Raw genomic sequence first — 23847 nt, 5'->3', positions numbered from 1 at the left:
ATGACCGCGCCTTTTACAATCGAGCCCATGACCCCAGAGCGCCCCCCCCGAGTCAGCATCCGTGAGCTGCCCGACGAGCTGATCAGCCAGATCGCCGCCGGCGAGGTGGTGGAGCGCCCGGCGTCCGTGGTGCGCGAACTGGTCGACAACGCCCTGGACGCCGGCGCCACCCAGATCACCGTCAAGCTGCTGGCCGGCGGCATCCGCCAGATCCTGATCGAGGACGATGGCTGCGGCATCCCGATCGACGAGCTGCCCCTGGCCCTCAAGCGCCACGCCACCAGCAAGATCCGCTCGCTGAACGACCTGGAAAGCGTGCTGACCATGGGGTTCCGGGGCGAAGCGCTGGCCGCGGTGTCGTCGGTGGCCGAAATGGCACTGTCCAGCCGCACCGCGAACGACGCGCACGCCCACCGGCTGGACGCCCGTTCGGGCGAGTTGACCCCGGCCGCGCGCGGCGTGGGCACCAGCGTCGAGGTGCGCGAACTGTTTTTCAACACGCCGGCCCGGCGCAAGTTCCTCAAGTCCGAAAACACAGAGCTGGCGCATTGCGTGGACGCCGTGCGGCGCCATGCCCTGGCCCGGCCGGACGTGGCCTTCACCGTGTGGCACGAAGGCAAGCTGGTCGAGCAATGGCGCGCGGGCGACCAGGAGCAGCGCCTGCGCGACGTGCTGGGCGAGGCCTTCGTGCGCGACAGCCGCCCGGTGGAATGGCAGATCGGCCCCGTGCGCGTGACCGGCCGCGCCGGCATCCCGGATGCTGCCCGGTCCCGCGCCGACCAGCAGTACTGCTACGTCAATGGCCGGTTCGTGCGCGACAAGCTGCTGGTGCATGGCGCCCGCGCTGCCTACGAAGACGTGCTGCACGGCCACCGCCAGCCGGTCTACGCCCTGTTTGTGGAGATCACGCCCGAACTGGTCGATGTCAACGTGCACCCCACCAAGATCGAGGTGCGTTTCCGCGATGGGCGCGAGGTGCACCAGGCCGTGCGCAAGGCCGTCGAGGCTGCCTTGGCGGTGTCGCGCGCCGGGCTCGCCCCCCCCGCCAACGAACCAACCAGCCAGGCCGAGCCTGTGGCCCAGCTCGATGCCGCCACGGGCACCGGCACCGACGGGCCTGCGGTGGTTGAACCGCTACCCAACAGCCAGCAAGACCGCCTGCCCTGGGGTGCCATCGCCCCCACCACCCAGGCCCTGACCGGCGTGCGGCGTGCGCCCGGCGGCTTCGCCGACGCCGCGCCTCAGCAACGCTGGGGCGGCTGGCCGACTGCCAGTTTCCTGGCCGATGGCGCCGCCAGCACGGAAGCTCGGCGCCACGACACGGCCGGCAACGACGAACCCGCCATCACGGCGCGCGAGCGCGAGCCGCTGGAGGGCTGGATGCCCCGGACCGTGCCCGACACGGCGCCGCGCGCCCCGGCCGAGCCATCACCGGCGCTGGCCCCGCATGCGCCGGAAGACTGGCCCCTGGGCCGTGCCATCGCGCAGATCGGTGGCATCTACGTGCTGGCCGAGAACGCCAAGGGCCTGGTCATCGTGGACATGCATGCCGCCCACGAGCGCATCGTCTATGAGCGGCTCAAGGGCCAGATCGCGCAAGATGCCCTGCCCTCGCAGCCGTTGCTGATCCCGGTCACCTTCTCGGCCACGCCCACCGAGATGGCCACCACCGAAAGCCACCGCGACGCCCTGAACGCCGTGGGCCTGGACGTGGGGCCGCTGGGGCCCAACACGCTGGCCGTGCGCTCACGCCCCATGGCGCTGGACCAGGCCGACCTGGTGGAGCTGACCCGCTCGGTGCTGGCAGAACTGTCCGGCTTCGACGCCAGCCACGTGGTGCAGCGCGCCCAGCATGAACTGCTGGCCACCATGGCCTGCCATGGCGCCGTGCGCGCCAACCGCCGCTTGACCCTGGCCGAGATGAACGCGCTGCTGCGCGACATGGAAGCCACCGACCGCGCCGACCAGTGCAACCACGGGCGCCCCACCTGGCGCCAGATCACCGTGGCCGAGCTCGACAACCTGTTCCTCAGAGGCCGCTGAGCGGCACCCCGCCCTTCATCGGCCCTTGATGACGCCCAGCGCCCACCACGAGCGCCTTTTCCCGACCCCACCATGAGCGAACGCCGCAAACTGAGCCTGACGCCCGAAGCCAAGGAGGCCGCCGCCAACCCCACGGGGCGCAAGCCCGTGCGGCCCAATGCCCCCATCGTGCGCGACCGCGTGCGCCGGGCCGAACCCGAGGCCGAGACACCCGCTGCGCAGGAGGCGCCGGCAGAACGCCATGCGTCGCCGCGCAGTGATCGAAGCGATCGCGGTGACCGCCGTGAACGCGCTGATCGCCCCCGCGACGACGCGCCTCGGCCCCCTCTCCGTGGCGAGCAGGGTGCGCGCCCTGCAGGTCGGTCGAACCCGCGCCCACCCCAGCGTGAGTCCCGTGGCGACTACAGAGACGACCATCGTGGCCATGAGGGCGGCTACCGAAGCGAAGCCCCCCGCGATCAACGCTACCCCGAACGCCCAGCCGGCCGCGCACCCATCGAGACGCCCCGCCAAGCGCCAGAAGACGGCCGTGTGCGCCTGTCCAAGCTGATGAGCGAGCAAGGCCTGTCCTCTCGCCGCGAGGCCGACGACTGGATCGTGCAGGGCTGGGTCAGCGTCGATGGCGAGGTCGTCACCGAACTGGGCACACGCGTGTGGCCGCACCAGACGATCACGGTCGATTCGCAGGCCAAGGTCGAGCAATCGCAGCGCGTCACCATCCTGCTCAACAAGCCCATCGGCTATGTCAGCGGCCAGGCCGAGGATGGCTACGACCCGGCCGTCGTGCTAGTGCGCCCCGAGAACCGCTGGTCGGGCGACACCACGCCCTGGCAGCTCACGCGCGGCCACCTGCACAAGCTGGCGCCCGCGGGCCGCCTCGACATCGACTCCACCGGGCTGCTGGTGCTCACGCAGGATGGCCGCATCGCCCGCCACCTGATCGGCGAGGACGCCATCGTCGAGAAGGAATACCTGGTGCGCGTGCAGAGCATGGCGCAGCCCGACGCCGAGAACGTGTCGGCCGTGCTGCCCGAAGACCAGCTCGAACTGCTGCGCCACGGCCTGTCGCTGGACGACAAGCCGCTCAAGCCGGCCAAGGTGTCGTGGCAGAACGAGCAGCAACTGCGCTTCGTGCTGCGCGAAGGCAAGAAGCGCCAGATCCGCCGCATGTGCGAACAGGTCGGCCTGAAGGTCGTGGGGCTCAAGCGCGTGCGCATGGGCCAGGTGGTGCTGGGCAAGCTGCCGCTGGGCCAGTGGCGCTTCCTGGGCCCCCATGAGCGCTTCTGACCCCCGCGAGGCGAGCGCGCTGCCACCGCACTGGGTGGTGGTGACCGCGCTGTCGCTGCTGCTGGGCCTGCAGCCTGTTGCCACCGACCTGTACCTGCCGGCCTTGCCGCAGATGCCCGCATCGCTGGGCGTGAGCGCGGCCGCAGTGCAATGGACGCTGTCCGTCCTGGTGCTGGCCTTCGGCATCGCCCAGCTGTTCTGGGGCCCGGTGTCCGACCGGCTGGGACGCCGCCCCGTGCTGATGGCCGGGCTCGCGCTGTTCGTGCTGGCCAGCGTGGCCACCGTGCTGGCACCCGGCCTGGGCGTGCTGGTGGTGGCCCGGGCCGCGCAGGGGGTGGGGCTGGCGGCCGCGCTGGTCTGCGCCCGCGCCATGATCCGAGACCTCTACACGCCCGAGCAAGGTGCGCACGTGCTGTCGCAGGGCCTGAGCGGCCTGGGCGTGATCGCCCTGGTGGGCCCCATCATCGGCGGCATCACCGCGGCCAGCCTGGGCTGGCGCACCACCTTGGCCCTGCTCGGCGTGTTCGCCCTCGCGTCACTGGTCTTCATCTGGCGGCGCTTGCCCGAGACCCTGCCGCAGCACCGCCGCCAGCAAGGCCTGAGCGCGCGGCAACGCCTGGCGCAGTGGCACGGCATCGTGCGCCAGCCCATGTTCCGTGCCTACACCACGCTGACCTCGTCCACCTACGGCGGGCTGTATGTGTTCCTGGCGGCTTCGTCCTTTGCGTTCATCGAGGTGCTGCAGGTCAGCCGGCCGGTGTTCGGCATGGTGATGGCATCGATGTCGCTGTTCTACCTGGGCGGCACGCTGCTGTGCCGCCGCTGGCTGCCCCACCGCGGCCTGACGGGCACGGTGCGCGTGGGCGCGATGTGCTCGCTCACCGGTGGGCTGTGGTGCGCCGGCCTTTCGGCCTGGACCCTGGCCACCGACACGCTGCCCTCGCCGTGGGCCGTGATGCCCGGCCTGTGGATCTACGCCATCGGCCACGGCCTGCACCAGCCCTGCAGCCAGGCCGGCGTGGTGGCGTCCTTCCCGCACCAGGCGGGCGCAGCCTCGGCCCTGTCGGGCTTCATCATGTGCTGGATCGCCTTTGGCATCAGCGCCGTGCTGGCCGTGTGGATGAAGACCCCCGGCATGGCCGGCACGCTGCACCCCTTGACGCTGGGCGTGGGCCTGGGCGGCGCGATCACGGCCTGGGTGGCCCTGGGCCTGGTGCAGCGGCATGGCCGGCCGGCAGTCGAACAGCACGCGGTGTCGTGAGCACCATGGCGCCTTCGCAGACCCTTCCAATGAACGACGCACCGCACGACCACGCGCCCCTGATCCTCGCGGGGCCCACCGCATCAGGCAAAACCGCACTCGCCCTGGCGCTGGCCGAGCACCTGCCGATCGAGATCATCAGTGTCGACTCGGCCCTGGTCTACCGCGGCATGGACATCGGCACGGCCAAGCCGAGCGCCGAAGAACTGGCCCGCGTGCCGCACCACCTGATCGACATCATCGACCCGGCCGAAAGCTACAACGCCGCGCGCTTCGTGGCCGACACGCAGCGCCTGAGCGGAGAGATCCGCGCACGAGGACGCCTGCCCCTGCTGGTGGGCGGCACCATGCTGTACATCAAGGCCCTGCTGGACGGGCTGGACGACATTCCGTCGGCCTCGCCCGAGGTGCGGGCCATGCTGGACGCCCGCGCGCTGGCCGAAGGCTGGCCTGCCCTGCACGCCGAACTGGCCCGCGTGGACCCGCTCACCGCCGCACGCCTGCCGCCCAACGACGCCCAGCGCATCCAGCGGGCACTGGAGGTGTGGCACACCGCGGGCCGTCCGATCTCGGATTTCCAGCGGCGCCACCGCGCCGATGCGGACAGCACCGAGCCCTCTGCACCGGCCGGCCTGCTGCTCGCGCTGGAGCCCACGCACCGTGCCTGGCTGCATGAGCGCATCAACCTGCGCTTCACGCAGATGATGGACCAAGGCCTGATCGAAGAAGTGCAGCGCCTGCGCCAGCGGCCCGACCTTCACCTGGGCCTGGCGTCCATCCGCTGCGTGGGCTATCGGCAGGTGTGGGAGGCGCTGGACCAGGGCCTGGACCCTCACGACCCCAAGGTGCGTGCCGACATGGCCCAGCGCGGCGCCGCCGCCACGCGCCAACTGGCCAAGCGGCAGATCACATGGCTGCGCTCCATGCCCTGGCGCCATGTGCTGCCCTGCGACCAGGGCATCGACGTGGATGCGCTGGTGCACCTCATCAAGAAAAACGCCTGACACACGGCCAGGCGTTTTGTCATCAAGCGGCCCGCGCAGCCTTCAATGCGCGCCGCCCGCGTCCACCGAAGCCCCGCCCTTCGCCGGCCGGGCCAGCCACAGCAGCGGGATCAGCGCCACGAACAACCAGGCCGACACCAGAAAGACGTCGTCCGCCGCCATCGTGAAGGCCTGCTGGTCGATCAGGCGGTTGATCTGCGCGGCGGCCTGCTCGAAGCTCAGGCCCGATCGTGTCAGCATGTCCATCGCGCCGACCATGCTCGGGTCGGTGCTGGCCAGCTTCTCGGTCATGTGGGCATGGTGCATGGTGGCGCGGTTGTCCCACAGCGTGGTCACGATGGACGTGCCCATGGCCCCCGCCGTGATCCGCGCAAAGTTGCTCAAGCCCGAGGCCGAAGGGATCTGATCCGGCCGCAATCCCGACAACGTGATCGCGCTCAGCGGCACGAAGAAGAAGGCCAGCGCACCGCCCTGGATGATCGTCGGGATCATGATCGTGCCCAGATCCGTCTGCACGGTGAAGTTCGAGCGCATCCACAGCACGATGCCGAACACCACGAAGGCCACGGTGGCCAGGCGGCGCGGATCGACCTTGCCCACGTTCTTGCCCACGAAGGGCGACAGGATGATGGCCAGCACCCCCACCGGCGCCAGCGCAATGCCCGCCCAGGTGGCCGTGTAGCCCATGTACTGCTGCAGCCACAGCGGCAGCAGCACCACGTTGCCGAAGAACAGCATGTAGGCCACCGACAGTGTGAGCGTGCCCAACAGGAAGTTGCGCCCGGCGAACAGCCGCAGGTTGACGATGGGGTGCTCTTCCGTCAGCTCCCAGGCCACGAAGACCACGAAGCCGACCGCCGCCACCACGGCCAGTGCCACGATCTGGCCACTCTCGAACCACTCCAGCTCCTTGCCCTTGTCGAGCATGATCTGCAGCGCGCCGACCCACAGCACCAGCAGCCCCAGGCCCACCGAATCGATTGGCAGCTTGCGCGTGGGCGTGTCGCGCTTGGCGTAGATGCGCCAGCTGAGCGCCGCGGCCAGCAGGCCCACCGGCACGTTGATGTAGAAGATCCACGGCCAGGACACGTTGTCGGTGATCCACCCACCGAGCAATGGCCCGGTCACCGGCGCCACGAGCGTGGTCATGGCCCACAGGGCCAGCGCCATCCCCGCCTTGGCCGGTGGGTAGCTGGCCAGCAGCAGGGTCTGCGACAGGGGGATCATCGGCCCGGCGACCAGGCCCTGCAGCACGCGAAAGCCGATCAGGGCCTCCAGCGACGGCGCGAAGCCGCACAGCCACGAGGCCAGCACGAACAGCAGCACACTGGCCACGAACAGGCGCACGGCGCCGAAGCGCTGCGTGAGCCAGCCCGTCAAAGGCACCGAGATGGCATTGGCCACCCCGAAGCTGGTGATCACCCAGGTGCCCTGCGTAGGGCTCACACCCAGATCACCCGAGATGGCCGGCAAGGACACGTTCGCGATGGACGAATCCAGCACGTTCATGAAGGTGGCCAGCGACAGGGCCAGCGTGCCCAGGGCCAGCGTGCCGCCGGTCAGCGGCGCCGGAGCCGCTGAGGCAGGAGACGAAGCGCCGCTCATGATCAGGCGCCAGGAGCGATGGCAGGCTTGGTGCTGGCGCGCTGCGGCGAGGCCGAGCGCTCAGGCGCAGCCGTTCGTGTGCTCGCCACGTTGTGCTGGACCACTGCCGATGCCGCACCCGCGTTGGCCGCGATGATGCGGGACACCATGACATCGGCGTCCTTCTGTACGTCATCGAACACCGCCGTCTGCAGCGCAGGCTGCGGGCGCCCGGCTTCGGCCAGCAGCGGGCCGTCCTGGCTGCTCACGTCCACCGCAGCGTCCATCGACAGGCCCACGCGCAGCGGGTGCTTCTTGACCTCTTCGGCCTGCAGGGCGATGCGCACGGGCACGCGCTGCACCACCTTGATCCAATTGCCGGTGGCATTCTGGGCAGGCAGCAGCGCGAAGGCGGCGCCGGTGCCGGCCCCCAGGCCGGCCACCTTGCCGTGGTACTCGACCTTCTGGCCATACACATCGGCGGTGAGCGTGACCGGCTGGCCCAGACGGATGCGCTGCAACTGGCTTTCCTTGAAGTTGGCGTCCACCCAGACCTTGTCCAGCGTGACCACCGACATCAGTGGCGAGCCCGCCTGCACGCGCTGGCCGACCTGCACGCTGCGGCGCGCCACCATGCCATCCACCGGCGCGACCAGGTCCACACGCTTGAGGGCCAGGTAGGTCTCGCGCACACGGGCCGCGGCACGCAACACATTGGGATGATCCTGCACCGTGGTGCCGTCGGTCAGGGCACGGTTGGACACGGCCTGTTCACGCGCGGCGGCCAGTGCCGATTGCGCGGCCGCCAGGGCACTTTTGGTCGATGCCAGCTGGGTCTGCGTGTGGTTGAACTCTTCCTTGCCCACGGCACCCGTGGCCACCAGCGGTGCGCGGCGGCTCACATCGTCCTGCGCCTTGGCGACATCGCTCTGCACCTTGGCCACATCGGCCTCGCGCAAGGCCACCTGGGCCGCCAGCGTGGCGTTGTTGGCGAACACGGTGCGCACCTCGCGCACGGTCTGAGCCAGCTGGGCCTCGGCCTGGTCCAGGGCCACGCGGGCATCGGCCGGGTCCAGGCGCACCAGCAACTGGCCGGCCTTGATCACGTCGGTGTCATCGGCCTGGATGGCCAGCACAGTGCCGCCCACCTGCGGCGTGATCTGCACCACGTTGGCCTGCACATAGGCGTTGTCGGTGCTCTCGATGCGGCTGCTCACCAGCCACCAGTGGATGCCCCAGGCCACGCCGGCCACGAGGACGACGCCACCGATGATCTTGAGTGATTTCTGACGCTTGGGGTTGGCCGCCGTGGCGGCCGCGGGGTTGTTCTGGTTGCTCATGGGAACATCACTTCAGGGAAAGCTTGGCCGTGGTGTCGACGGGCGTGCCGTCCTGACCTGCAAGGGCGGTGGGAGCGGGCCAATGTCCCCCCAGGGCCTTGATGAAGGACACGCGGTTGTCCACGGCGCGGGCGCGCAGGTCCACCGCCAGGCGGCGCTGGTTGAGCACCGCCGATTCGGCGCTGAGCACCGTCAGGTAAGGGCCCAGGCCCGCGCGGTAGCGCTGCAGCGCCAGGTCGTAGGCAGATTCGGCGGCACGTTGCGCCAGCCCCTGCTGCGCCACCTGGCGGTCCAGCGACTGGCCGGTGGTGAGCTGGTCTGCCACGTCGTGCACGGCCTCGATCACCGCGCCGTTGTAGGCCGACACGGCCAGGTCCTGCTCGGCCAGGCGGCCCTTCAGGTTGGCCTGGCGCCGGCCGGCATCGAACAGCGGCAGGTCGATGGCCGGGGTGATGCCGTACTGCTGGCTGCTCGACTTGAGCACACGGTCCAGCCCGATGGCGTTCAAGCCCAGGAAGCCGGTGATGTTGATGTTGGGATAGAACAGCGTGCGCGCGGCATCGACCTCGGCACCGGCCGCCTCGGCACGCCAGCGCTGCGCCATCACGTCGGCCCGCTGGGCCAGCAGATTCACGGGCACCTCGGCGGGCAGCGCATCGAGGTTGATGCGCTCCAGTTGGGGCGACACGTTCGCGGTGGCCCCCATGGGCTGCGCGCTCAGCGCGGCCAGCAAGTGGCGCGACAGCGCGATCTGCTCATTGAGCGCCTCGATCTGCTGACGCGTCTCGGGCAAGGCGCCCTCGCCCTGGCGCAGCTCGACATTGGTGTCCAGCCCTGCGTCCACACGCTGGCGCACCAGCGACAGCAGCTCGTCGCGCTGGGCCAACGAACGCACGGCCACCTCGCGCTGGGCCAGTTGGCGGGCCAGTTGCACATAGGCGCGGGCCACATTGGCCGACAGCAAGGTGCGCGCAGCGTGTGCATCGGCCTGCGAGGCACGGGCCTGGCCCAGGGCCGAGCGCAGTTCAGCGCCATGGCGGCCGAACAGGTCCAGTTCCCACTGCCCTTGCAACTGCAAGGTGCCGATGCTCCAGGTGTTGCCGGCAATGGGTGCGGGCACCAGGCCGTTCTCGGTGAAGCGCTGGCGCGATGCCTCGGCATGGGCACCCAGCTGCGGCATGTCTGCGGCTTCCCGGGTCTGCACGGCAGACTGGGCCCGGGCCAGGCGCGCACTGGCGGCCTGCATGTCCGGGTGCTCGCTGAGTGCCTGGCCGATCAACGCATCCAGTGCAGGGTCACCCAGGCGGCTCCACCAGGATTCGGCCTGCGGGGCAGGCTGGTCCTTGCCATCGGCCAGCCCATAGCGGCCGGCCTCGACCGGTGCCACCGAGGCCTTCAGGTCGCCCTGCGACGCGCAGCCGCCCAGGGCCGCGATCACGGCGACGCCCAGACCGGCCACCTTCACACGCTTCTTGTCCATCATCCCGCTTGACTCCCGGGCTGGTGTGCTTCCTTGAATGCGTCGGCGTTGCACACCATGCGCCGCAGCAGTGACAACAGGGTCTGCCACTCGTCGTGGCTGAACCCCGTCAGGTAAGCATTGAGCACCTCAGACATCACCTTGGGCACCTCGGCGGCCACCGAGCGGCCTTCGTCGGTCAGCTCCAGGCGCGCCACGCGGCGGTCTTCCGTGGAGCGCACGCGGCGGCACAGGCCCTTGGCCTCCAGCCGGTCCAGCGTGCGCGTGAGCGCACCGGGATCGATCTGCAGTTCTCGCGACAGCTCGGCCAGCGTGCCGGCCTTTCCTTGCGCGATCATGAACAGCGGCGTCCACTGCGCGTGGGTCAGGCCCAACACATCCAGACGGCGGTCGATATCGGTCACCAGGCCCAGCATGATCCGGCGCATGAGGAAGCCCACGCTGTCATCACTGCAGTAGCCCTGCGCCTTATAGAAGGTCGGTGTACTCATGCCGCAAAATATATTTGCCTAAGCAATCATTGTCAAGGCAGCATAATTCAGACACCGTTAAGACCCGAACACCATGAACGCCATCGTCGCCAAGACCGAGGCCCCTGCAGCGGCCCGCTCACCCGCCCCGCTGCGGGCCCTGGCCCCCTTCCTGCGCCCCTACCGCGGGCGCATCGTGCTGGCCGGTGTCTTTCTGATCCTGGCCGCGCTGACCACGCTGGTGCTGCCCATCGCCTTGCGGGCCCTGATCGACCAGGGCATGGTGTCGCCAGACCCTGGCGACCGCGTGATGGCGCTGCGCGAGCACTTCCTTGCACTGGGCGGTGTCGGCGTGGCGCTGGGGGTGTTTTCGGCGCTGCGCTACTACTCGGTCACCTGGCTGGGCGAACGCCTGGCCGCCGACCTCAAGCGCGCTGTCTACAGCCACATGCTGCGCCAGAGCCCGGTGTTCTTCGAAACCACCCAGACCGGCGAGGTGCTCTCGCGCCTCACCGCCGACACCACCCTGATCCAGACCGTGGTGGGCTCGAGCCTGTCCATGGGCCTGCGCAACACCATCATGGGCCTGGGCGCCCTGGTCCTGCTGGTGATCACCAACCCCGTCGTGATGGCCCAGGTGCTGGGCGCGCTGGTGCTGGTGGTGCTGCCGGCCGTGGTCTATGGCCGCCGTGTGCAGCGCCTGTCGCGCGCCAGCCAGGACCGCGTGGCCGACACCAGCGCCATCGCGGCCGAAGTGCTGGGCGCCATCCCCGTGGTGCAGAGCTACAACGCCGAAGGCCGCGAAGCCATCCGCTTCGGCGACTCCACCGAGAACGCCTTCCGCACCGCGCAGCGACGCATCAGCGCGCGTGCCGTGCTGGTGGCCTTCATCATCAGCGCCACGGCGGCCGCCCTGCTGTGGGGGCTGTACCAGGGCACGCAATCCGTGCTCGACGGGCGCATCACGGCCGGCCACATGGGCCAGACCGTGGTCTATGTGATTTTGCTGATCAGCTCGGTGGCGGCCCTGTCCGAGGTCTATGGCGAGATCCTGCGCGCTGCCGGCGCCACCGAACGCCTGATCGAACTGCTGAACACCCGGCCCGAGATCCAGTCACCCGCGCAAGCGCGGCCGCTGCCCGACACACGCGGCGGCCTGGCGCTCGATCTGCGCGACGTGCGCTTCCACTACCCTTCGCGCCCGAGCCAGCTGGCACTCGACGATGTCAGCCTGCAGGTGCGCCCCGGCGAAACCGTGGCGCTGGTGGGCCCCAGCGGTGCCGGCAAGAGCACCGTGTTCCAGCTGCTGCTGCGCTATTACGATCCGCAAGGTGGTGCCCTGCTGCTGAACGGCATCCCCATCGCCAGCCTGAGCCTGGACGACCTGCGCCAGCACGTGGGCATCGTGCCGCAGGACAGCACCGCTTTTTCGTCCACCGCGCTGGAGAACATCCGCTATGGCCGCCCCGAGGCCACGGACGACGAGGTGATGGCCGCCGCCCGCGCCGCGCATGCGCATGACTTCCTGATGCGCCTGCCCGAGGGCTACAATACCTTCCTGGGCGAGCGCGGCGTACGCCTGTCGGGCGGCCAGCGCCAACGCATCAGCATCGCCCGGGCCATCCTGAAGAACGCCCCCCTGTTGCTGCTGGACGAAGCCACCAGCGCCCTGGACACCGAAAGCGAGCGCGCCGTGCAGGCGGCCCTGCAGGAGGCCATGAAGGACCGCACCACCCTCGTCATCGCCCACCGCCTGAGCACCGTGGTCAATGCGGACCGCATCGCAGTGATGGACCAGGGCCGGCTCGTGGACATTGGCACCCACGCGGAACTCATGGCACGATGCGATCTCTATCAGCGGCTGGCATCGGCCCAGTTCGATGCCGAACCACAGGCCCCTCGCGCCGTCAGCATCGGCTGACAGGGGGATCAGGCAGTGCCGATAGCCTCCGCAGACCCTGCCGGACACACTGGCAGCCATCGCCTCACAAGGCACGACCGTTTATGGAGAAACACAACATGACGCAGAACAACAAGCAGTACCGCCGCCACGCCTTCCTGGCCAGCACCCTTCTGGGCGCCGCGCTGATCACCGGTTGCGCCAACATGGACGACACGCAAAAGCGCACCGCCGGCGGCGCTGCCGCAGGCGCCGTGCTGGGTGGCGTGCTGAGCAAGGCCACCGGCAACAGCGGCACCATCGGTGCGGTGGTTGGCGGTGCCGCTGGCGCCGTCATCGGCAACGTGTGGTCCAAGCGCCTGGAATCGCAGAAGCAGGCCATGGAACAGGCCACGCAGGGCACTGGCGTCGAAGTCACCCGCACGGCCGACAACCAGCTCAAGCTGAACATCCCCAACGACATCTCGTTCGCCACCAACAGCGCGGCCCTCAAGCCTGAGCTGCGCACGGTGCTCGAGACCTTCGCCACCAGCCTGCGCAACAACCCCACCCTGGTGGTGAAGGCCGTGGGCCACACCGACAGCACCGGCAGCGACGCCATCAACAACCCCCTGTCGGTCTCTCGTGCCAACAGCGTGCGCGAGTTCCTGGTGGACCGTGGCGTGGCCTCCAACCGTCTGGAAGCCGACGGCCGTGGCTCGCGCGAGCCCATCGCCAGCAACAGCGATGAAGCCAGCCGCGCCAAGAACCGCCGCGTCGAGATCTTCGTGCGCGACACGGCCACCGCCGGCTGATAGCACGCGATAACTTTCAGCTGTCCGGCCCCTCGCCGGACAGCGCCCGCCACAGCCCGGATAATCCGGGCTGTCGCTTTTTCCGACTGTCCGATTTCACCTTTACCAAAGAGGTCACCCGGTGAGCCGTCCCGTCCGCAGCCAGTACGAAGATTTCATGCGTCACGTGTACACCACGGGCGTGCTCAAGACCGACCGCACCGGCACCGGCACGCGCAGCGTGTTCGGCCACCAGATGCGCTTCGATTTGTCCGAAGGCTTTCCGCTGGTCACGACCAAGAAGGTGCACCTGAAGTCCATCATCGTGGAGCTGCTGTGGTTCCTGCGCGGGGACGACAACGTCAAGTACCTGAAGGACCATGGCGTCACCATATGGGACGAATGGGCGCGTGAAGACGGCTCGCTCGGGCCTGTCTACGGCGTGCAGTGGCGCAATTGGCCCAAGCCCGATGGCGGCCATGTCGACCAGATCAGCCAGGTCGTGCAGCAGCTCAAGGCCAGCCCCGATTCGCGCCGCATCATTGTCAGCGCCTGGAACGTGGGCCTGATCGAGCAGATGGCGCTGCCACCCTGCCATGCCTTCTTCCAGTTCTACGTGGCCCCTGCCACCGCCCCCGGCGGCAAGGGCAAGCTGAGCTGCCAGCTCTACCAGCGCAGCGCCGACATCTTCCTGGGCGTGCCCTTCAACATCGCCAGCTACGCCCTGCTCACCCACATGCTGGCGCAACAATGCGATCTGGACGTGGGCGACTTCATCTGGACCGGCGGCGACTGCCACATCTACAGCAACCACACTGAGCAGGTCGAGCTGCAGCTCAGCCGCACGCCACACCCCTACCCCGTGCTGAACATCAAGCGCAAGCCCGATTCGATCTTCGACTATGCCTACGAAGACTTCGAGATGCTGGAGTACGAACACCACCCCGCCATCAAGGCGCCGGTGGCCGTCTGAACAGGGGATCGGCCATGATCGTCACCGTCATCGCCGCCGTGGCCCGCAATGGCGCCATCGGCAAGGACAACGCCCTGCTGTGGCGTCTGCCCGAAGACCTGCAGTTCTTCAAGCGCACCACCATCGGCAGCCCGATCATCATGGGCCGCAAGACCTTCGATTCCATCGGCAAGCCGCTGCCTGGGCGGCGCAACATCGTCATCACCCGCAACACGGGCTGGCTGGCGGCGGGCATCGAGGTGGCGCACTCGCTGGAGGCCGCGCTGCACCTGGTCGCGGATGTGCCACGGGTGTTCGTCATCGGTGGCGCGCAGGTCTATGCCGAAGCCCTGCCCCATGCCGACGAGCTGGTGCTCACCGAGGTGGGCCGCGACTTCGAGGGCGATGTGTTCTTCCCGCCCTGGGACAAGGCCGCGTTCGAAGAAGTTGCCCGCGAAGTGCATCACTCGCCCGCGCCCAACGACTTCGACTATGCCTTCGTGACCTACCGGCGGCGACCAGTCATCTGATCCACGGGGAGTTCAGCCTCGTCAAAGCCCCAGCGGGCGAACGCATTGGATGACGAGCCCGAGCGCGGCACAGGCCGCGATCAAGGTGATCACACCGACCTTGAAGCGGAACAGGGCCACCGTGGCCACGGCCACGATGAGCGCGGACACCGCATCGAAGGGTCCATCGAACCCCTTCGGCCACAGCACGTGGTACGCAAAAAACAGCGCGAGGTTCAGTATCACCCCCACCACCGCGGCCGTGATGGCCGACAAGGGCGCCGTGAACCCAAGCTTGCCGTGCGTGGCCTCGATGGCGGGCCCGCCAGCAAGGATGAAGATGAACGACGGCAGGAAGGTGAACCAGGTGACGATGCTCGCTGCCAGGGCTGCCCCGGCGAACACCGCATCCGGGCCCATCACCTCCTTGAGCCAGCCGCCCACAAACCCCACGAACGCGACCACCATGATGAGCGGCCCCGGCGTGGTCTCGCCCAAGGCCAGCCCGTCCATCATCTGCGTGCCCGACAGCCATCCGTGCTGCTCGACCGCGCCTTGGTACACATAGGGCAGCACCGCGTAAGCACCTCCGAAGGTCAGCATCGCTGCCTTGGTGAAGAACCACCCCATCTGGGTCAAGGTGCCCTGCACGCCCTGCGTCGCAACCAGGACAGCCATGCCGGCGGCCCATAGCCCGAGCCCCACCAGGAGAATCCTGAGCAGGCGGGCCCGCGTAAAGCGCGCGTGCGATGGCGTTGGCGTGTCGTCGTCAATGAGCGCGGGGCCGTAGGATGGTTGGCCGCCCCCATGGCCACCTCCCAGCGCAAAGACCTGTGGCGCCCTGCGCGCGCCAAAGTGCCCAATCAGTGCGGCAGCCAGAACGATGGCAGGGAACGGCGCGTTGAACGCGAATATGGCGACGAATGCGGCCAGCGCGATGCCCCACATCCATGCGTTCTTCAGCGCCCGGGTCCCGATGCGGTGGGCCGCGTGCAGCACCAGTGCCGTCACGGCCGGCTTGATGCCGTAGAAGACGCCGGCAACCAGGGGCACGCTGCCAAATCGCAGGTAAACCCAGGACAGGGCGATGAGGATGAACAGGGACGGCAAGACGAACAAGGCCCCGGCCACGATGCCTCCCCAGGTCCGATGCATGAGCCAGCCGATGTAGGTCGCAAGCTGCTGAGCCTCCGGCCCGGGCAGCAACATGCAGTAGTTCAAGGCGTGAAGAAAGCGCTTCTCGCTGATCCAGCGGCGGCGCTCCACCAGCTCGGCATGCATGACGGCGATCTGCCCCGCGGGCCCACCAAAACTGATGAAGCCCAGCTTGAGCCAGAAGCACAGGGCCTCGAAGAAGGAAACGGGATGAGGTCGTGCCAGAACGGCATCTTTTGGCAAAGCGGTGTCCACAAAAACTCCAGGTGAGCTTCCAGCGCTTGGACGGGACACCGTCTGTCTTTGCAGGCCGGGAGGCTGTTTTCCCGACGGGAAGATTCTAGCTGAAGCTTCGACCGGACTGTCAGGCGAAGCGATCCATTCCCTGCACCAAACGCTTCGCCAGGCGCGGCTGCTTGAACTGCTCCAGCCACCAGGCCAGCGCCCGTCCAGACTGATCACCTCGCCAGGCCACATAGAGCGTGTTGGGCTCCCGCGGATCGGCCATGCGCTTTTCCACCAAGGCCCCGCTGGCCAGCAAGCCGGCCACACGCTGCCTGGGCAGCCACCCCACCCCCAGCCCATCGCGCTGAGCCAGGATCTTGGCGTGCATGCTGGGCACGGCCAGCACCGCCTGCCCCCCCAGCAAGCCATAGCCCCGCACATCCGGGCGGCGCGATGAATCGGCCACCACGATGCTGCGGTGCTGCACCACGGTCTCGCGCTCCAGCGGTTCGGCGACCTTGGCCAGCGGGTGGCGTGGCGACACGGCGAACACCCACTCCATCACGCCCAACTCGGCCCAGCGCAGCTTGGGGATGGCGGGCGGCTCATTGGTCGCGCCCACCACCAGATCGGCGCGCCCGTCACGCAGGGCCTCCCAGGTGCCGCCCAGCACCTCGTGCGTGATGCGCAAACTCACGCCGGATTCGAGCTTGTCGAAGGCCTGAATCACCGGCAGCAGGGTGTCGAACTCCAGGATCTCGTCGGTGACGATCCACAGCCGGTCTTCCCAGCCACCGGCCACCTGCTTGACGCGGCGGGTCAGGCGGGAGACATCCTGCATCAGGCGGGCGGCCTCCTGGGTCAGCAACTGCCCTGCGGGCGTGAGCTGCAGCCGGTAGCGACGCCGATCGAACAGCAGCGCATCGAACTTGGCCTCCAGCTGGCGCGCCGCATGCGAGACGGTCGAGGGCGCCTTGCCCAGTTGCGCCGCTGCGCGCGACAGGCTGCCGCTTTGATGGATGGCCTCCAGCAGGGCCAGATCGTCCTCGGACAACATGTTCGATCCTTTCGAACGAGTTCATCGGTGCCATGGTACGGCAAATGAGCCATAGCCGATCAATATTGATTCCACGGCAAGTCGCCGGATTCGAAGGAGATCACCATGACCCGTTTCAACACCAAGTCCATCCTCGTCACCGGCGGCAGCAGTGGCATCGGCCTGGCGGCCGCCCAGGCCTTCGCCAGTGAGGGGGCCCGCGTCGTCATCACCGGTCGCGGCCAGGCCGCCCTGGACGACGCCGCCCGCCAGATCGGCCCCGGCACCATCGCCCTGCGCCACGACGCCGCCGATGTGGCCGGCGCCAGGGCCCTGGCCGCCACACTGGTGCAGCAAGGCATCACGCTGGATGCCGTGTTCATCAATGCCGGCATGGCCCGTTTCGCCGCCCTGCCCGATGTGGACGAAGCCCTGTGGGACGCCACCTTCGGCACCAACGTCAAGGGTGCCTACTTCCAGATCCAGGCACTGCTGCCAGTGCTCAACCGAGGCGCATCCATCGTGCTCAACGGTTCGATCAATGCCCACATCGGCATGCCCAATTCATCGGTGTATGCCGCCAGCAAGGCCGCGCTGATCTCGCTGGCCAAAACCCTGTCGGCCGAACTGCTGCCCCGCGGCGTGCGCGTCAACGTGCTCAGCCCCGGGCCGGTCGCCACGCCCTTGTACGGCAAGCTGGGCCTGGACACGGCCACGCTGGAGGCCACCGCCGCCCAGATCCAGAGCCAGATCCCCCTGGGCCGCTTCGGCACCCCGGCAGAGATCGCGTCGACCGTGCTTCACCTGTCCTCGCCCGAGTCGGCCTTCATCGTCGGCACGGAAATCATCGTCGACGGTGGCATGAGCCAGCTCTGATCTGCCCTGCCTGCAAACCACCAACACGATCTCGACCAGGAGTTCACCATGAATGCTTTCATCACCCGCCTCGCCCTGCCCTTGACCACGCTCCTGCTGGCCGGCATCGCCAGCGTGGCGCCGCTGCACGCGAACGCCGCCGCAGGCTCCGCCGCTCAAGCTCCAACCATCCAGGACCACACCGCCACCGCCAACGGCGTGTCCCTGCACTACCTGCAGGCCGGCCAGGGCAGCGACACGCCCGTCGTGCTGCTTCATGGGTATGCCGAGACCAGCCGCATGTGGCGCCCCTTGATCACGCAGCTGGCTGATCGCCGCGTGGTCATCGCCCCCGACCTGCGCGGGGCCGGCGGCTCGGCCAAGCCCGCGTCCGGCTACGACAAGAAGACCCTGGCGCAGGACATCCACGCCCTGGTGCACAGCCTGGGCCACCAGAAGGTGAAGATCGTGGGGCACGACATCGGCCTGATGGTGGCCTATGCCTACGCGGCCCAGTACCCCGCCGAGGTCGAGAGCATCGTGCTGATGGACGCCTTCCTGCCCGGCGTGGGCGACTGGACCACCGTCTGGCTGCTGCGTGACCTGTGGCACTTCCACTTCCATGGCGAGGTGCCGCTCAAGCTGGTCGAGGGCCGCGAGCGCACCTACTTCGAGCACTTCTGGAACGATTTCGCGGCAGACCCCAAGCACTCGGTGCCCGAGGCCGATCGCCGGTTCTACGCCAAGGCCTATGCACAGCCCGGTGGCATGCGGGCAGGTTTCGAGTACTTCAAGGCTTTCGAGCAAGACGCCCGTGATTTCGCCGGCTTCGCACAGACCAAGCTGCCCATGCCCATGCTGGTGCTTGCCGGTGAAAAGGCCTCTGGCGAGTTCCTGATCCAGCAAGGACGCCTGGTGGCCACGCAGGTCGATGGCCGCGTCATCAAGGGCTCGGGCCACTGGCTGATGGAAGAAGCCCCGGAGCAGACCATCCCGGCGCTTGTCGAGTTCATCAACCGCCCTGCGCCCTGAGCTCGCGTCAAGCCCCATGCGGGTGGGTGCCCCCATGGTGCCTGGCGGGCACCACCCCTTGAACGCATCGGCACCCCATGTAGGCACAATACGCATCCACGCTCAAAAGCCCTCCTGTCCCATGAAATTCGCCACCTGCGAGTTCAACTAGCCTTTCAAGGGAGTTCAACACATCCCACGCAACGACCATAAGCTGTTGTCAACAAACAGCTTTCCTCCCATAGCGTCCCATCACGTCTCACTGAAGCACAACAAAAATGGGTAGCTAGCTGGGTAGCTAGCGGACTAAAATTGCGCCTAGCTACCCAATGGAGGACGAGCCATGGCACGCCGGGGAAATTTGCTGGACGATGTACAGATTCGACGCTGGGTCGCAAAAGGCGCCGCCATCGCGCGATCTGATGGCGATGGCTTGACTTTCACCTTGTCGAGTGCAGGAACCGCCACGTGGGTTCTGCGCTACCGAGTGTCTGGTGTGCGCCGCAAAGAAATCACGCTTGGGAACTATCCGGACCTGACACTCGCAGCAGCCCGAAAGCTTGCTCGTGAGCGACGCGTTGATGTAGACCAAGGCAAAGATCCTGCCGCAGACAAGAAGGTCCTGAAAATGAGGACCCAGATGGCTTGGACAGTGCGGGAGTTGATCTCGGACTACAAGGAAAAGAAGCTGACCACACCGCCATTGGCGGAGGGAACTGTCTACTACCGAAAGTGGGATCTGGACAAGATCATCGGACCCAAGTTGGGCTCCATGGAAGTACGCAACGTCACCCCTGCTGATATCGTGCACGTGATTGAGTCAAGCAAACGTTCTTGGACGATCTGCAAACGCTTGCTCACTTCAGCGAAATTGCTTTTCGCACACGCGTGCGGCAAGCGCCTGATCAATGTGAACCCATGCGTGGGCATTGACCTTACTGCTTTGATGGGCGCACGCCCACCCATTCGCAAGCGCGTGATGCTGGCCGAGGACGAACTGCGTGCGCTCCTGAAGGACATCAACGACATTGGCGTTGAAAACGGCCTGGCCTTCCGCATCTTGCTGGCCACCTGTGTTCGGTCCATCGAACTGGCCAAAGCCAGATGGGAGCACATCGACTTCGAACTTGGTACTTGGTGGGTGCCGGCCGAATCGGTCAAAACGCGCACAGGCTTTTTGGTCCCCATCACACCAACAGTTGCAGAGTGGTTCAAAAGTCTCCAGTGCCTCTCCGGTGACTCCCCTTGGGTTTTGCCTGCCAGAACGGATCGACGCCGCAAACGTGTGGGTGACACTCATGTGGGAAAAACGACGCTTTGGGCGGCAATCACCCGGGCCTTTGATCGCGGCGACATCGACGTGCGGCGCTTTACCCCTCACGACACCCGTAGCACGGCAAAGGGGCATATGCGAAACATGGGGATCCCCAACGACATCACCGAGATTGCACTCAATCACGCGCTCAAAGGCATGGAGGCTGTCTACGATGTGCGCGAGGAGATCCCCGAGCGCCGTCAAGCCTTGGAAAAATGGGCGGCCTTCATCGAGGCTTGCGAAACTGGCCGCCCCTGGAATGTGCAACCTATACGGCGCGTGGCTTGATGCACTTACAAAGGTTCCGGTTGCAACCCATATTTCTTCGCAATGCCCCGCGCCATCTCAGGAAACAAAACGCCGAGCACCTTGTCGTAGGTGCTCGGACGCAGGTAAGTCACGTCTTGAAGGTCGACCCCATCAATGATGGATTGCCTCCATCTGGCATAGCTATCAGCCTGTGCCTTTGTGAAATGCGCCTCTAGACCATAGGCCTTCACAGCCATCGTGTAGATGGTGTGCCAACGCTTGTTGTCAGGCCCGCTCTGCATGATGGCGTTGAGCACTTGGTAACCCGTGTTCATGTCATACCCCACGCCTCGGTTCTGCTGGATCGACAGGATGCGGGTAACCATCCCGGATTCGTCCACCATCATCCGATCAAGAGCGCCTGGCAGTCCATGCGCAGCAAGCGCCTCAGAAGCTTCCTCCACTTGCTGCCAAAGTTCGCTGTCGCTGCCCAAGAATTGGGGCTTGGGGCCATTGCCCACGTGCTTTCGCCCTGCCCTCTTGATACCGACGTTGGCGTCGTGAAACGACGTCATCGCAGAGATGTACCTGGCGGCCCAGTACGCTGCGGGTTGAGCAAGGTAGGCGGGGCGGCGCAACTCCAAGAGTCGCTCGCGGTAGCGCAAGGTCACAGGGTGTTCATCAATCGCTGATTCAAGCACCCGGCGCTTGGCCCGCAGGACGGGGTGGTGCACCCACCGCTTCCCGAGCAACTGGTTGACCACCAAGTCACGCAAATTCTCGCGTGTCACCGTCCCGCCCAGCGAGCCAATGTCAATCTCCAGTGTCGGCATGTCCAGATCCCGAATCCGCCGCAACTTCTCGTCGTCGATGCCATGCGTCACAGTCACCTCGACCAGGATGGCTGCAGGCCAAGTGAAGGGGTACGTGTCTTCTTCGTCTTCGTCGAAGTCCCCGGCAACCCAAGTCATGGTCCCGCCCCAACCGTGAACCTTGCCTGGATTCAGATCTGCAATGACATCGGGAACGATGCTCGCCACCTTTTTTTCAAGACGAACATCGCCAAAGTCGAGTTGACGAGGCCCTGTCATCCACATCTTGCGGATGCTGGCCGTCTCCCACTCTCCGGCGAACTCATCTGGCGGATCCCGCTCCACCACAACCTCCAGGCCCGGGGTTGCAATGGACGATGCACTTTCAAGGATGGCTTTCACCTCGCGGTGCAGCACCGTCTCGCGCCTCAAACCAGGAATGAGGCTTGGCTCCACGTCTTTCGGCAACCGTGCCAGAAATTCAGCTTCGTCTGCCGCATCCCAACTGTCGAGTGCATCCTTTGCAGCTTTGGCCGCGACTGCATCACCTTCAACAGCCAGACTGGCGTCATTCCAGTGTGAACACCAGTGCATATCAGGAAGGATTCGCAGTCTCGCGCGGATCTCTTCCGGGTCCATCATCGCAAGAGATGGATCTGAGAGCGAAAGAGTCACGACGGCATGCCCCAGTCCATCAGCCCCAGGCTCACGCACCCCCGTCAGATCAACCAGCAACTGCCGCCCGTCATCCAAGGTCAGCAGCGCCGTGGCGTGGTCGTGCATCGTCGCGTTAACGATTGAAATGAACTCGGAGGGTTGTTCCACCCAGACCTCATACCCATGCCCGAGAAAACCAAGTGCCGTTCGACTCATCCGTCGCCTAGGCAACACCAGCACCCCCAACTCCAACAAGTGCCGAGTTGCCGCTACGCGGGCAGCAACGAGTGAACAGTCGTCTTTGTGCGCGCCATCAGGATGCCGGAAATGAGCCGTTGGTCTCACCCGCAAGGGCTGACCCGCCATAACCGGAGTGAGAGGCAAATCACAAGCTGGGCAGATGCAGGCAGCGGTCCGACTGACGACGTCCGAGTCATGTATGTAGCGCGGCTGACCAGTTTTTGCGTCGTGCGCCCACTTCAACGGCACCGCAGACGCATCCGCACCAGCATCCTTACTTGCCGAGCCGCTACGGTCAATTTGCCATGTGCTCATTGATTGCGATCCTCTTCCATATTGGATTGAGCGTGAATGTGCTGATGCCCGGTCAAAGTGGATTTTCAGAGATACTTCGGCCACTTGGTAGTCATTATCCCGACGCGAGTGAGCGCACCAAGACTCGCATGATCCAATGTGTCCGATGAGCAAACCCACCGAACAAACCGTCAAGCGCTTATTCGCCCTGTCTGGCAACCTGTGCGCCTTCCCCGGTTGCTCGCTACCCATGGTCGAGGGCACTGGCGTCGTCACCGGCGAGATATGCCACATCCACGCAAGGCGAAGCGGCGGGCCGAGGTTCGCCCCAGATCAGACAGAGAAAGAACGGCAGGCTTTCAACAACCTGATTTTGATGTGTGGCCCTCACCACAAAGTCATTGATTCCCAGCCAGACATTTACTCTGCCGACGTCCTCAGGGAGATGAAGTTTGTTCACGAAGGTGCAGCAGGTCGGCCCGAGCAACCGACTGATGGCGTCTATGCCAAGATCCTTCTGAACCATATGGATCGCATTGAGGTGGTCAACAACTCTGGCAACGTTGCGATCAACAGCCCTGGAGCGATTCAAGCGGGCACTGTCGTTCTCAAGACCACACGCAAATCAGTCGCGGTCACGCCTCCGCCAAACACTGTTGGTGCCGATGCGCAACTCAGCCGCTACGTTCAGTACCTGATCTCCCGCTACAACGAGTTCGCGGGCTCAGATCCAAGGCGCGCCACAGCGTTCAATCCCAGCGTGATTTCCAAGAACATTGAACACAAACTCGGCGCGCCCTGGCGGCTCCTATCTGTTGATAGGTTCGACGAGGTATGTAGCTACCTTCAGCAGCGGATCAGCAAGACAAGTCTGGCCAAGCTGAACACCAGCAAAGGCAGACCTTCATTTTCAAGCTACGCCGACCACCTCAGGAAGAACGCCTGACGCGCTGCGTGCCGCCCATCGGAGAAACCTCTTCGACAGCTTTCTGATCAGTCCGCGATGGACGGCCCAAACAAATCATTGGTGATCTGTCCGCCGCGACCTACCTCCTCCCCTTGTTGATCACCACCCGGGTGAGACGCCACCATGGAGACGATGTGCCCGCTCTGAATGAGCAAGCCATCATAAGCAAGCACCCGCAGTCGATTGATCCTCTTGGTTCCTTTGGGGAACTGGATCAGATCGTCGTACAGCCTGGGGTGATCAGCACGCGCCAGTTCAAACACCAGTCGGATCGGTTCCCCACTGACCTTGGCGTTGCCGTTCATTGCTTGCTCCCCGATAGCGTCGCACCTTGATCGGCCCGTGATGCGACCATCACCGTCCGCGCATAGTTCTGCCCTGCCAGTTGAAAGCCCCGCACATTGGCGAACATGGGTTCCTTGACCTCA

General features: G+C 66.2%; 20 protein-coding genes. 12 read left to right on the top strand and 8 right to left on the bottom strand.

Annotation, left to right across the window (positions count from 1 at the left end; all coding sequences use genetic code 11):
* From mutL to miaA, 4 genes are all read left to right on the top strand, one after another.
* Window positions 1-2043: a DNA mismatch repair endonuclease MutL gene (mutL, locus tag EIP75_RS11450; RefSeq protein ID WP_420797158.1), complete on the top strand. Its 2043-nt coding sequence runs from the start codon at window positions 1-3 to the stop codon at window positions 2041-2043.
* Window positions 2044-2115: 72 nt separating this feature from the next.
* Window positions 2116-3330, top strand: coding sequence for a pseudouridine synthase (locus EIP75_RS25025; protein ID WP_125243411.1), 1215 nt, complete (start codon window positions 2116-2118; stop codon window positions 3328-3330).
* A complete protein-coding gene (locus EIP75_RS11440; RefSeq protein ID WP_125243410.1) occupies window positions 3317-4591 on the top strand; it encodes a multidrug effflux MFS transporter in 1275 nt (424 codons plus the stop codon). Before EIP75_RS25025 ends, EIP75_RS11440 begins: the two co-directional genes overlap by 14 nt.
* A gap of 5 nt (window positions 4592-4596) precedes the next feature.
* Window positions 4597-5595 (top strand): tRNA (adenosine(37)-N6)-dimethylallyltransferase MiaA, encoded by a 999-nt coding sequence (gene miaA / locus EIP75_RS11435; RefSeq protein ID WP_233584834.1) that lies wholly within the window; start codon window positions 4597-4599, stop codon window positions 5593-5595.
* 42 nt (window positions 5596-5637) lie between these two features.
* Here the strand turns inward: miaA and EIP75_RS11430 are convergent, their stop codons facing one another.
* From EIP75_RS11430 to EIP75_RS11415, 4 genes are read right to left on the bottom strand one after another with little or no spacing between them, the layout of a single operon-like run.
* Window positions 5638-7200, bottom strand: a complete 1563-nt coding sequence (locus EIP75_RS11430; RefSeq protein ID WP_125243409.1) for a DHA2 family efflux MFS transporter permease subunit — start codon at window positions 7198-7200, stop codon at window positions 5638-5640.
* A gap of 2 nt (window positions 7201-7202) precedes the next feature.
* Window positions 7203-8519: an HlyD family secretion protein gene (locus EIP75_RS11425; RefSeq protein WP_125243408.1), complete on the bottom strand. Its 1317-nt coding sequence runs from the start codon at window positions 8517-8519 to the stop codon at window positions 7203-7205.
* Window positions 8520-8526: 7 nt separating this feature from the next.
* Entirely contained in the window at window positions 8527-10002 is a 1476-nt protein-coding gene (locus tag EIP75_RS11420; protein ID WP_125243407.1) for an efflux transporter outer membrane subunit, read from the bottom strand.
* Window positions 9999-10490, bottom strand: coding sequence for a MarR family winged helix-turn-helix transcriptional regulator (locus EIP75_RS11415; RefSeq protein ID WP_125243406.1), 492 nt, complete (start codon window positions 10488-10490; stop codon window positions 9999-10001). The genes EIP75_RS11420 and EIP75_RS11415 overlap by 4 nt, the downstream gene beginning before the upstream one ends.
* A gap of 73 nt (window positions 10491-10563) precedes the next feature.
* On the opposite strand from EIP75_RS11415, the gene EIP75_RS11410 reads away from it, so the two are divergent.
* The 4 genes from EIP75_RS11410 (at window position 10564) to EIP75_RS11395 (ending at window position 14624) form a co-directional block, all read left to right on the top strand.
* Window positions 10564-12390: an ABC transporter transmembrane domain-containing protein gene (locus EIP75_RS11410; protein WP_125243405.1), complete on the top strand. Its 1827-nt coding sequence runs from the start codon at window positions 10564-10566 to the stop codon at window positions 12388-12390.
* Between the two features lie 98 nt (window positions 12391-12488).
* Window positions 12489-13163 carry a YiaD family glycine zipper/OmpA-like lipoprotein gene (locus tag EIP75_RS11405; RefSeq protein ID WP_125243404.1) on the top strand — a complete coding sequence of 225 codons (675 nt, stop codon included), beginning with the start codon at window positions 12489-12491 and terminating at the stop codon, window positions 13161-13163.
* A 157-nt stretch (window positions 13164-13320) separates the two neighbouring features.
* Window positions 13321-14115 carry a thymidylate synthase gene (locus EIP75_RS11400; RefSeq protein ID WP_125243608.1) on the top strand — a complete coding sequence of 265 codons (795 nt, stop codon included), beginning with the start codon at window positions 13321-13323 and terminating at the stop codon, window positions 14113-14115.
* A gap of 14 nt (window positions 14116-14129) precedes the next feature.
* Window positions 14130-14624, top strand: a complete 495-nt coding sequence (locus tag EIP75_RS11395; protein WP_125243403.1) for a dihydrofolate reductase — start codon at window positions 14130-14132, stop codon at window positions 14622-14624.
* A 21-nt stretch (window positions 14625-14645) separates the two neighbouring features.
* On the opposite strand, the gene chrA is transcribed toward EIP75_RS11395, so the two are convergent.
* On the bottom strand, window positions 14646-16013 hold the full coding sequence (gene chrA / locus EIP75_RS11390) for a chromate efflux transporter (RefSeq protein WP_125243607.1): 1368 nt from the start codon (window positions 16011-16013) through the stop codon (window positions 14646-14648).
* A gap of 109 nt (window positions 16014-16122) precedes the next feature.
* The gene (locus EIP75_RS11385; RefSeq protein WP_125243402.1) at window positions 16123-17040 is read right to left on the bottom strand and encodes a LysR family transcriptional regulator; all 918 of its coding nucleotides are present in this window, start codon (window positions 17038-17040) and stop codon (window positions 16123-16125) included.
* 105 nt (window positions 17041-17145) lie between these two features.
* On the opposite strand from EIP75_RS11385, the gene EIP75_RS11380 reads away from it, so the two are divergent.
* The 3 genes from EIP75_RS11380 to EIP75_RS11370 all read left to right on the top strand — a co-directional run bounded on the left by EIP75_RS11380 (window position 17146) and on the right by EIP75_RS11370 (window position 20488).
* On the top strand, window positions 17146-17895 hold the full coding sequence (locus tag EIP75_RS11380) for an SDR family oxidoreductase (RefSeq protein WP_125243401.1): 750 nt from the start codon (window positions 17146-17148) through the stop codon (window positions 17893-17895).
* Window positions 17896-17943: 48 nt separating this feature from the next.
* Window positions 17944-18906 (top strand): alpha/beta fold hydrolase, encoded by a 963-nt coding sequence (locus tag EIP75_RS11375; RefSeq protein WP_125243400.1) that lies wholly within the window; start codon window positions 17944-17946, stop codon window positions 18904-18906.
* Window positions 18907-19228: 322 nt separating this feature from the next.
* Window positions 19229-20488 carry a tyrosine-type recombinase/integrase gene (locus EIP75_RS11370; protein ID WP_125243399.1) on the top strand — a complete coding sequence of 420 codons (1260 nt, stop codon included), beginning with the start codon at window positions 19229-19231 and terminating at the stop codon, window positions 20486-20488.
* A 5-nt stretch (window positions 20489-20493) separates the two neighbouring features.
* Here EIP75_RS11370 and EIP75_RS11365 read toward each other — a convergent pair whose 3' ends face one another.
* Window positions 20494-22086, bottom strand: a complete 1593-nt coding sequence (locus EIP75_RS11365; RefSeq protein WP_125243398.1) for a hypothetical protein — start codon at window positions 22084-22086, stop codon at window positions 20494-20496.
* A 532-nt stretch (window positions 22087-22618) separates the two neighbouring features.
* Between EIP75_RS11365 and EIP75_RS11360 the strand changes: the two genes are divergently transcribed.
* Entirely contained in the window at window positions 22619-23398 is a 780-nt protein-coding gene (locus tag EIP75_RS11360; protein WP_125243397.1) for an HNH endonuclease, read from the top strand.
* A gap of 47 nt (window positions 23399-23445) precedes the next feature.
* On the opposite strand, the gene EIP75_RS11355 is transcribed toward EIP75_RS11360, so the two are convergent.
* The gene (locus EIP75_RS11355) at window positions 23446-23724 is read right to left on the bottom strand and encodes a hypothetical protein (RefSeq protein WP_125243396.1); all 279 of its coding nucleotides are present in this window, start codon (window positions 23722-23724) and stop codon (window positions 23446-23448) included.
* Window positions 23725-23847: the final 123 nt, after the last annotated feature.

The sequence above is a fragment of the Aquabacterium soli genome, assembly GCF_003933735.1.
In the GTDB taxonomy this organism is placed as follows: domain Bacteria; phylum Pseudomonadota; class Gammaproteobacteria; order Burkholderiales; family Burkholderiaceae_C; genus Aquabacterium; species Aquabacterium soli.
The sequence above is the reverse complement of the archived record's forward strand: the minus strand, read 5'-3'. Positions and strand labels throughout refer to the sequence as shown.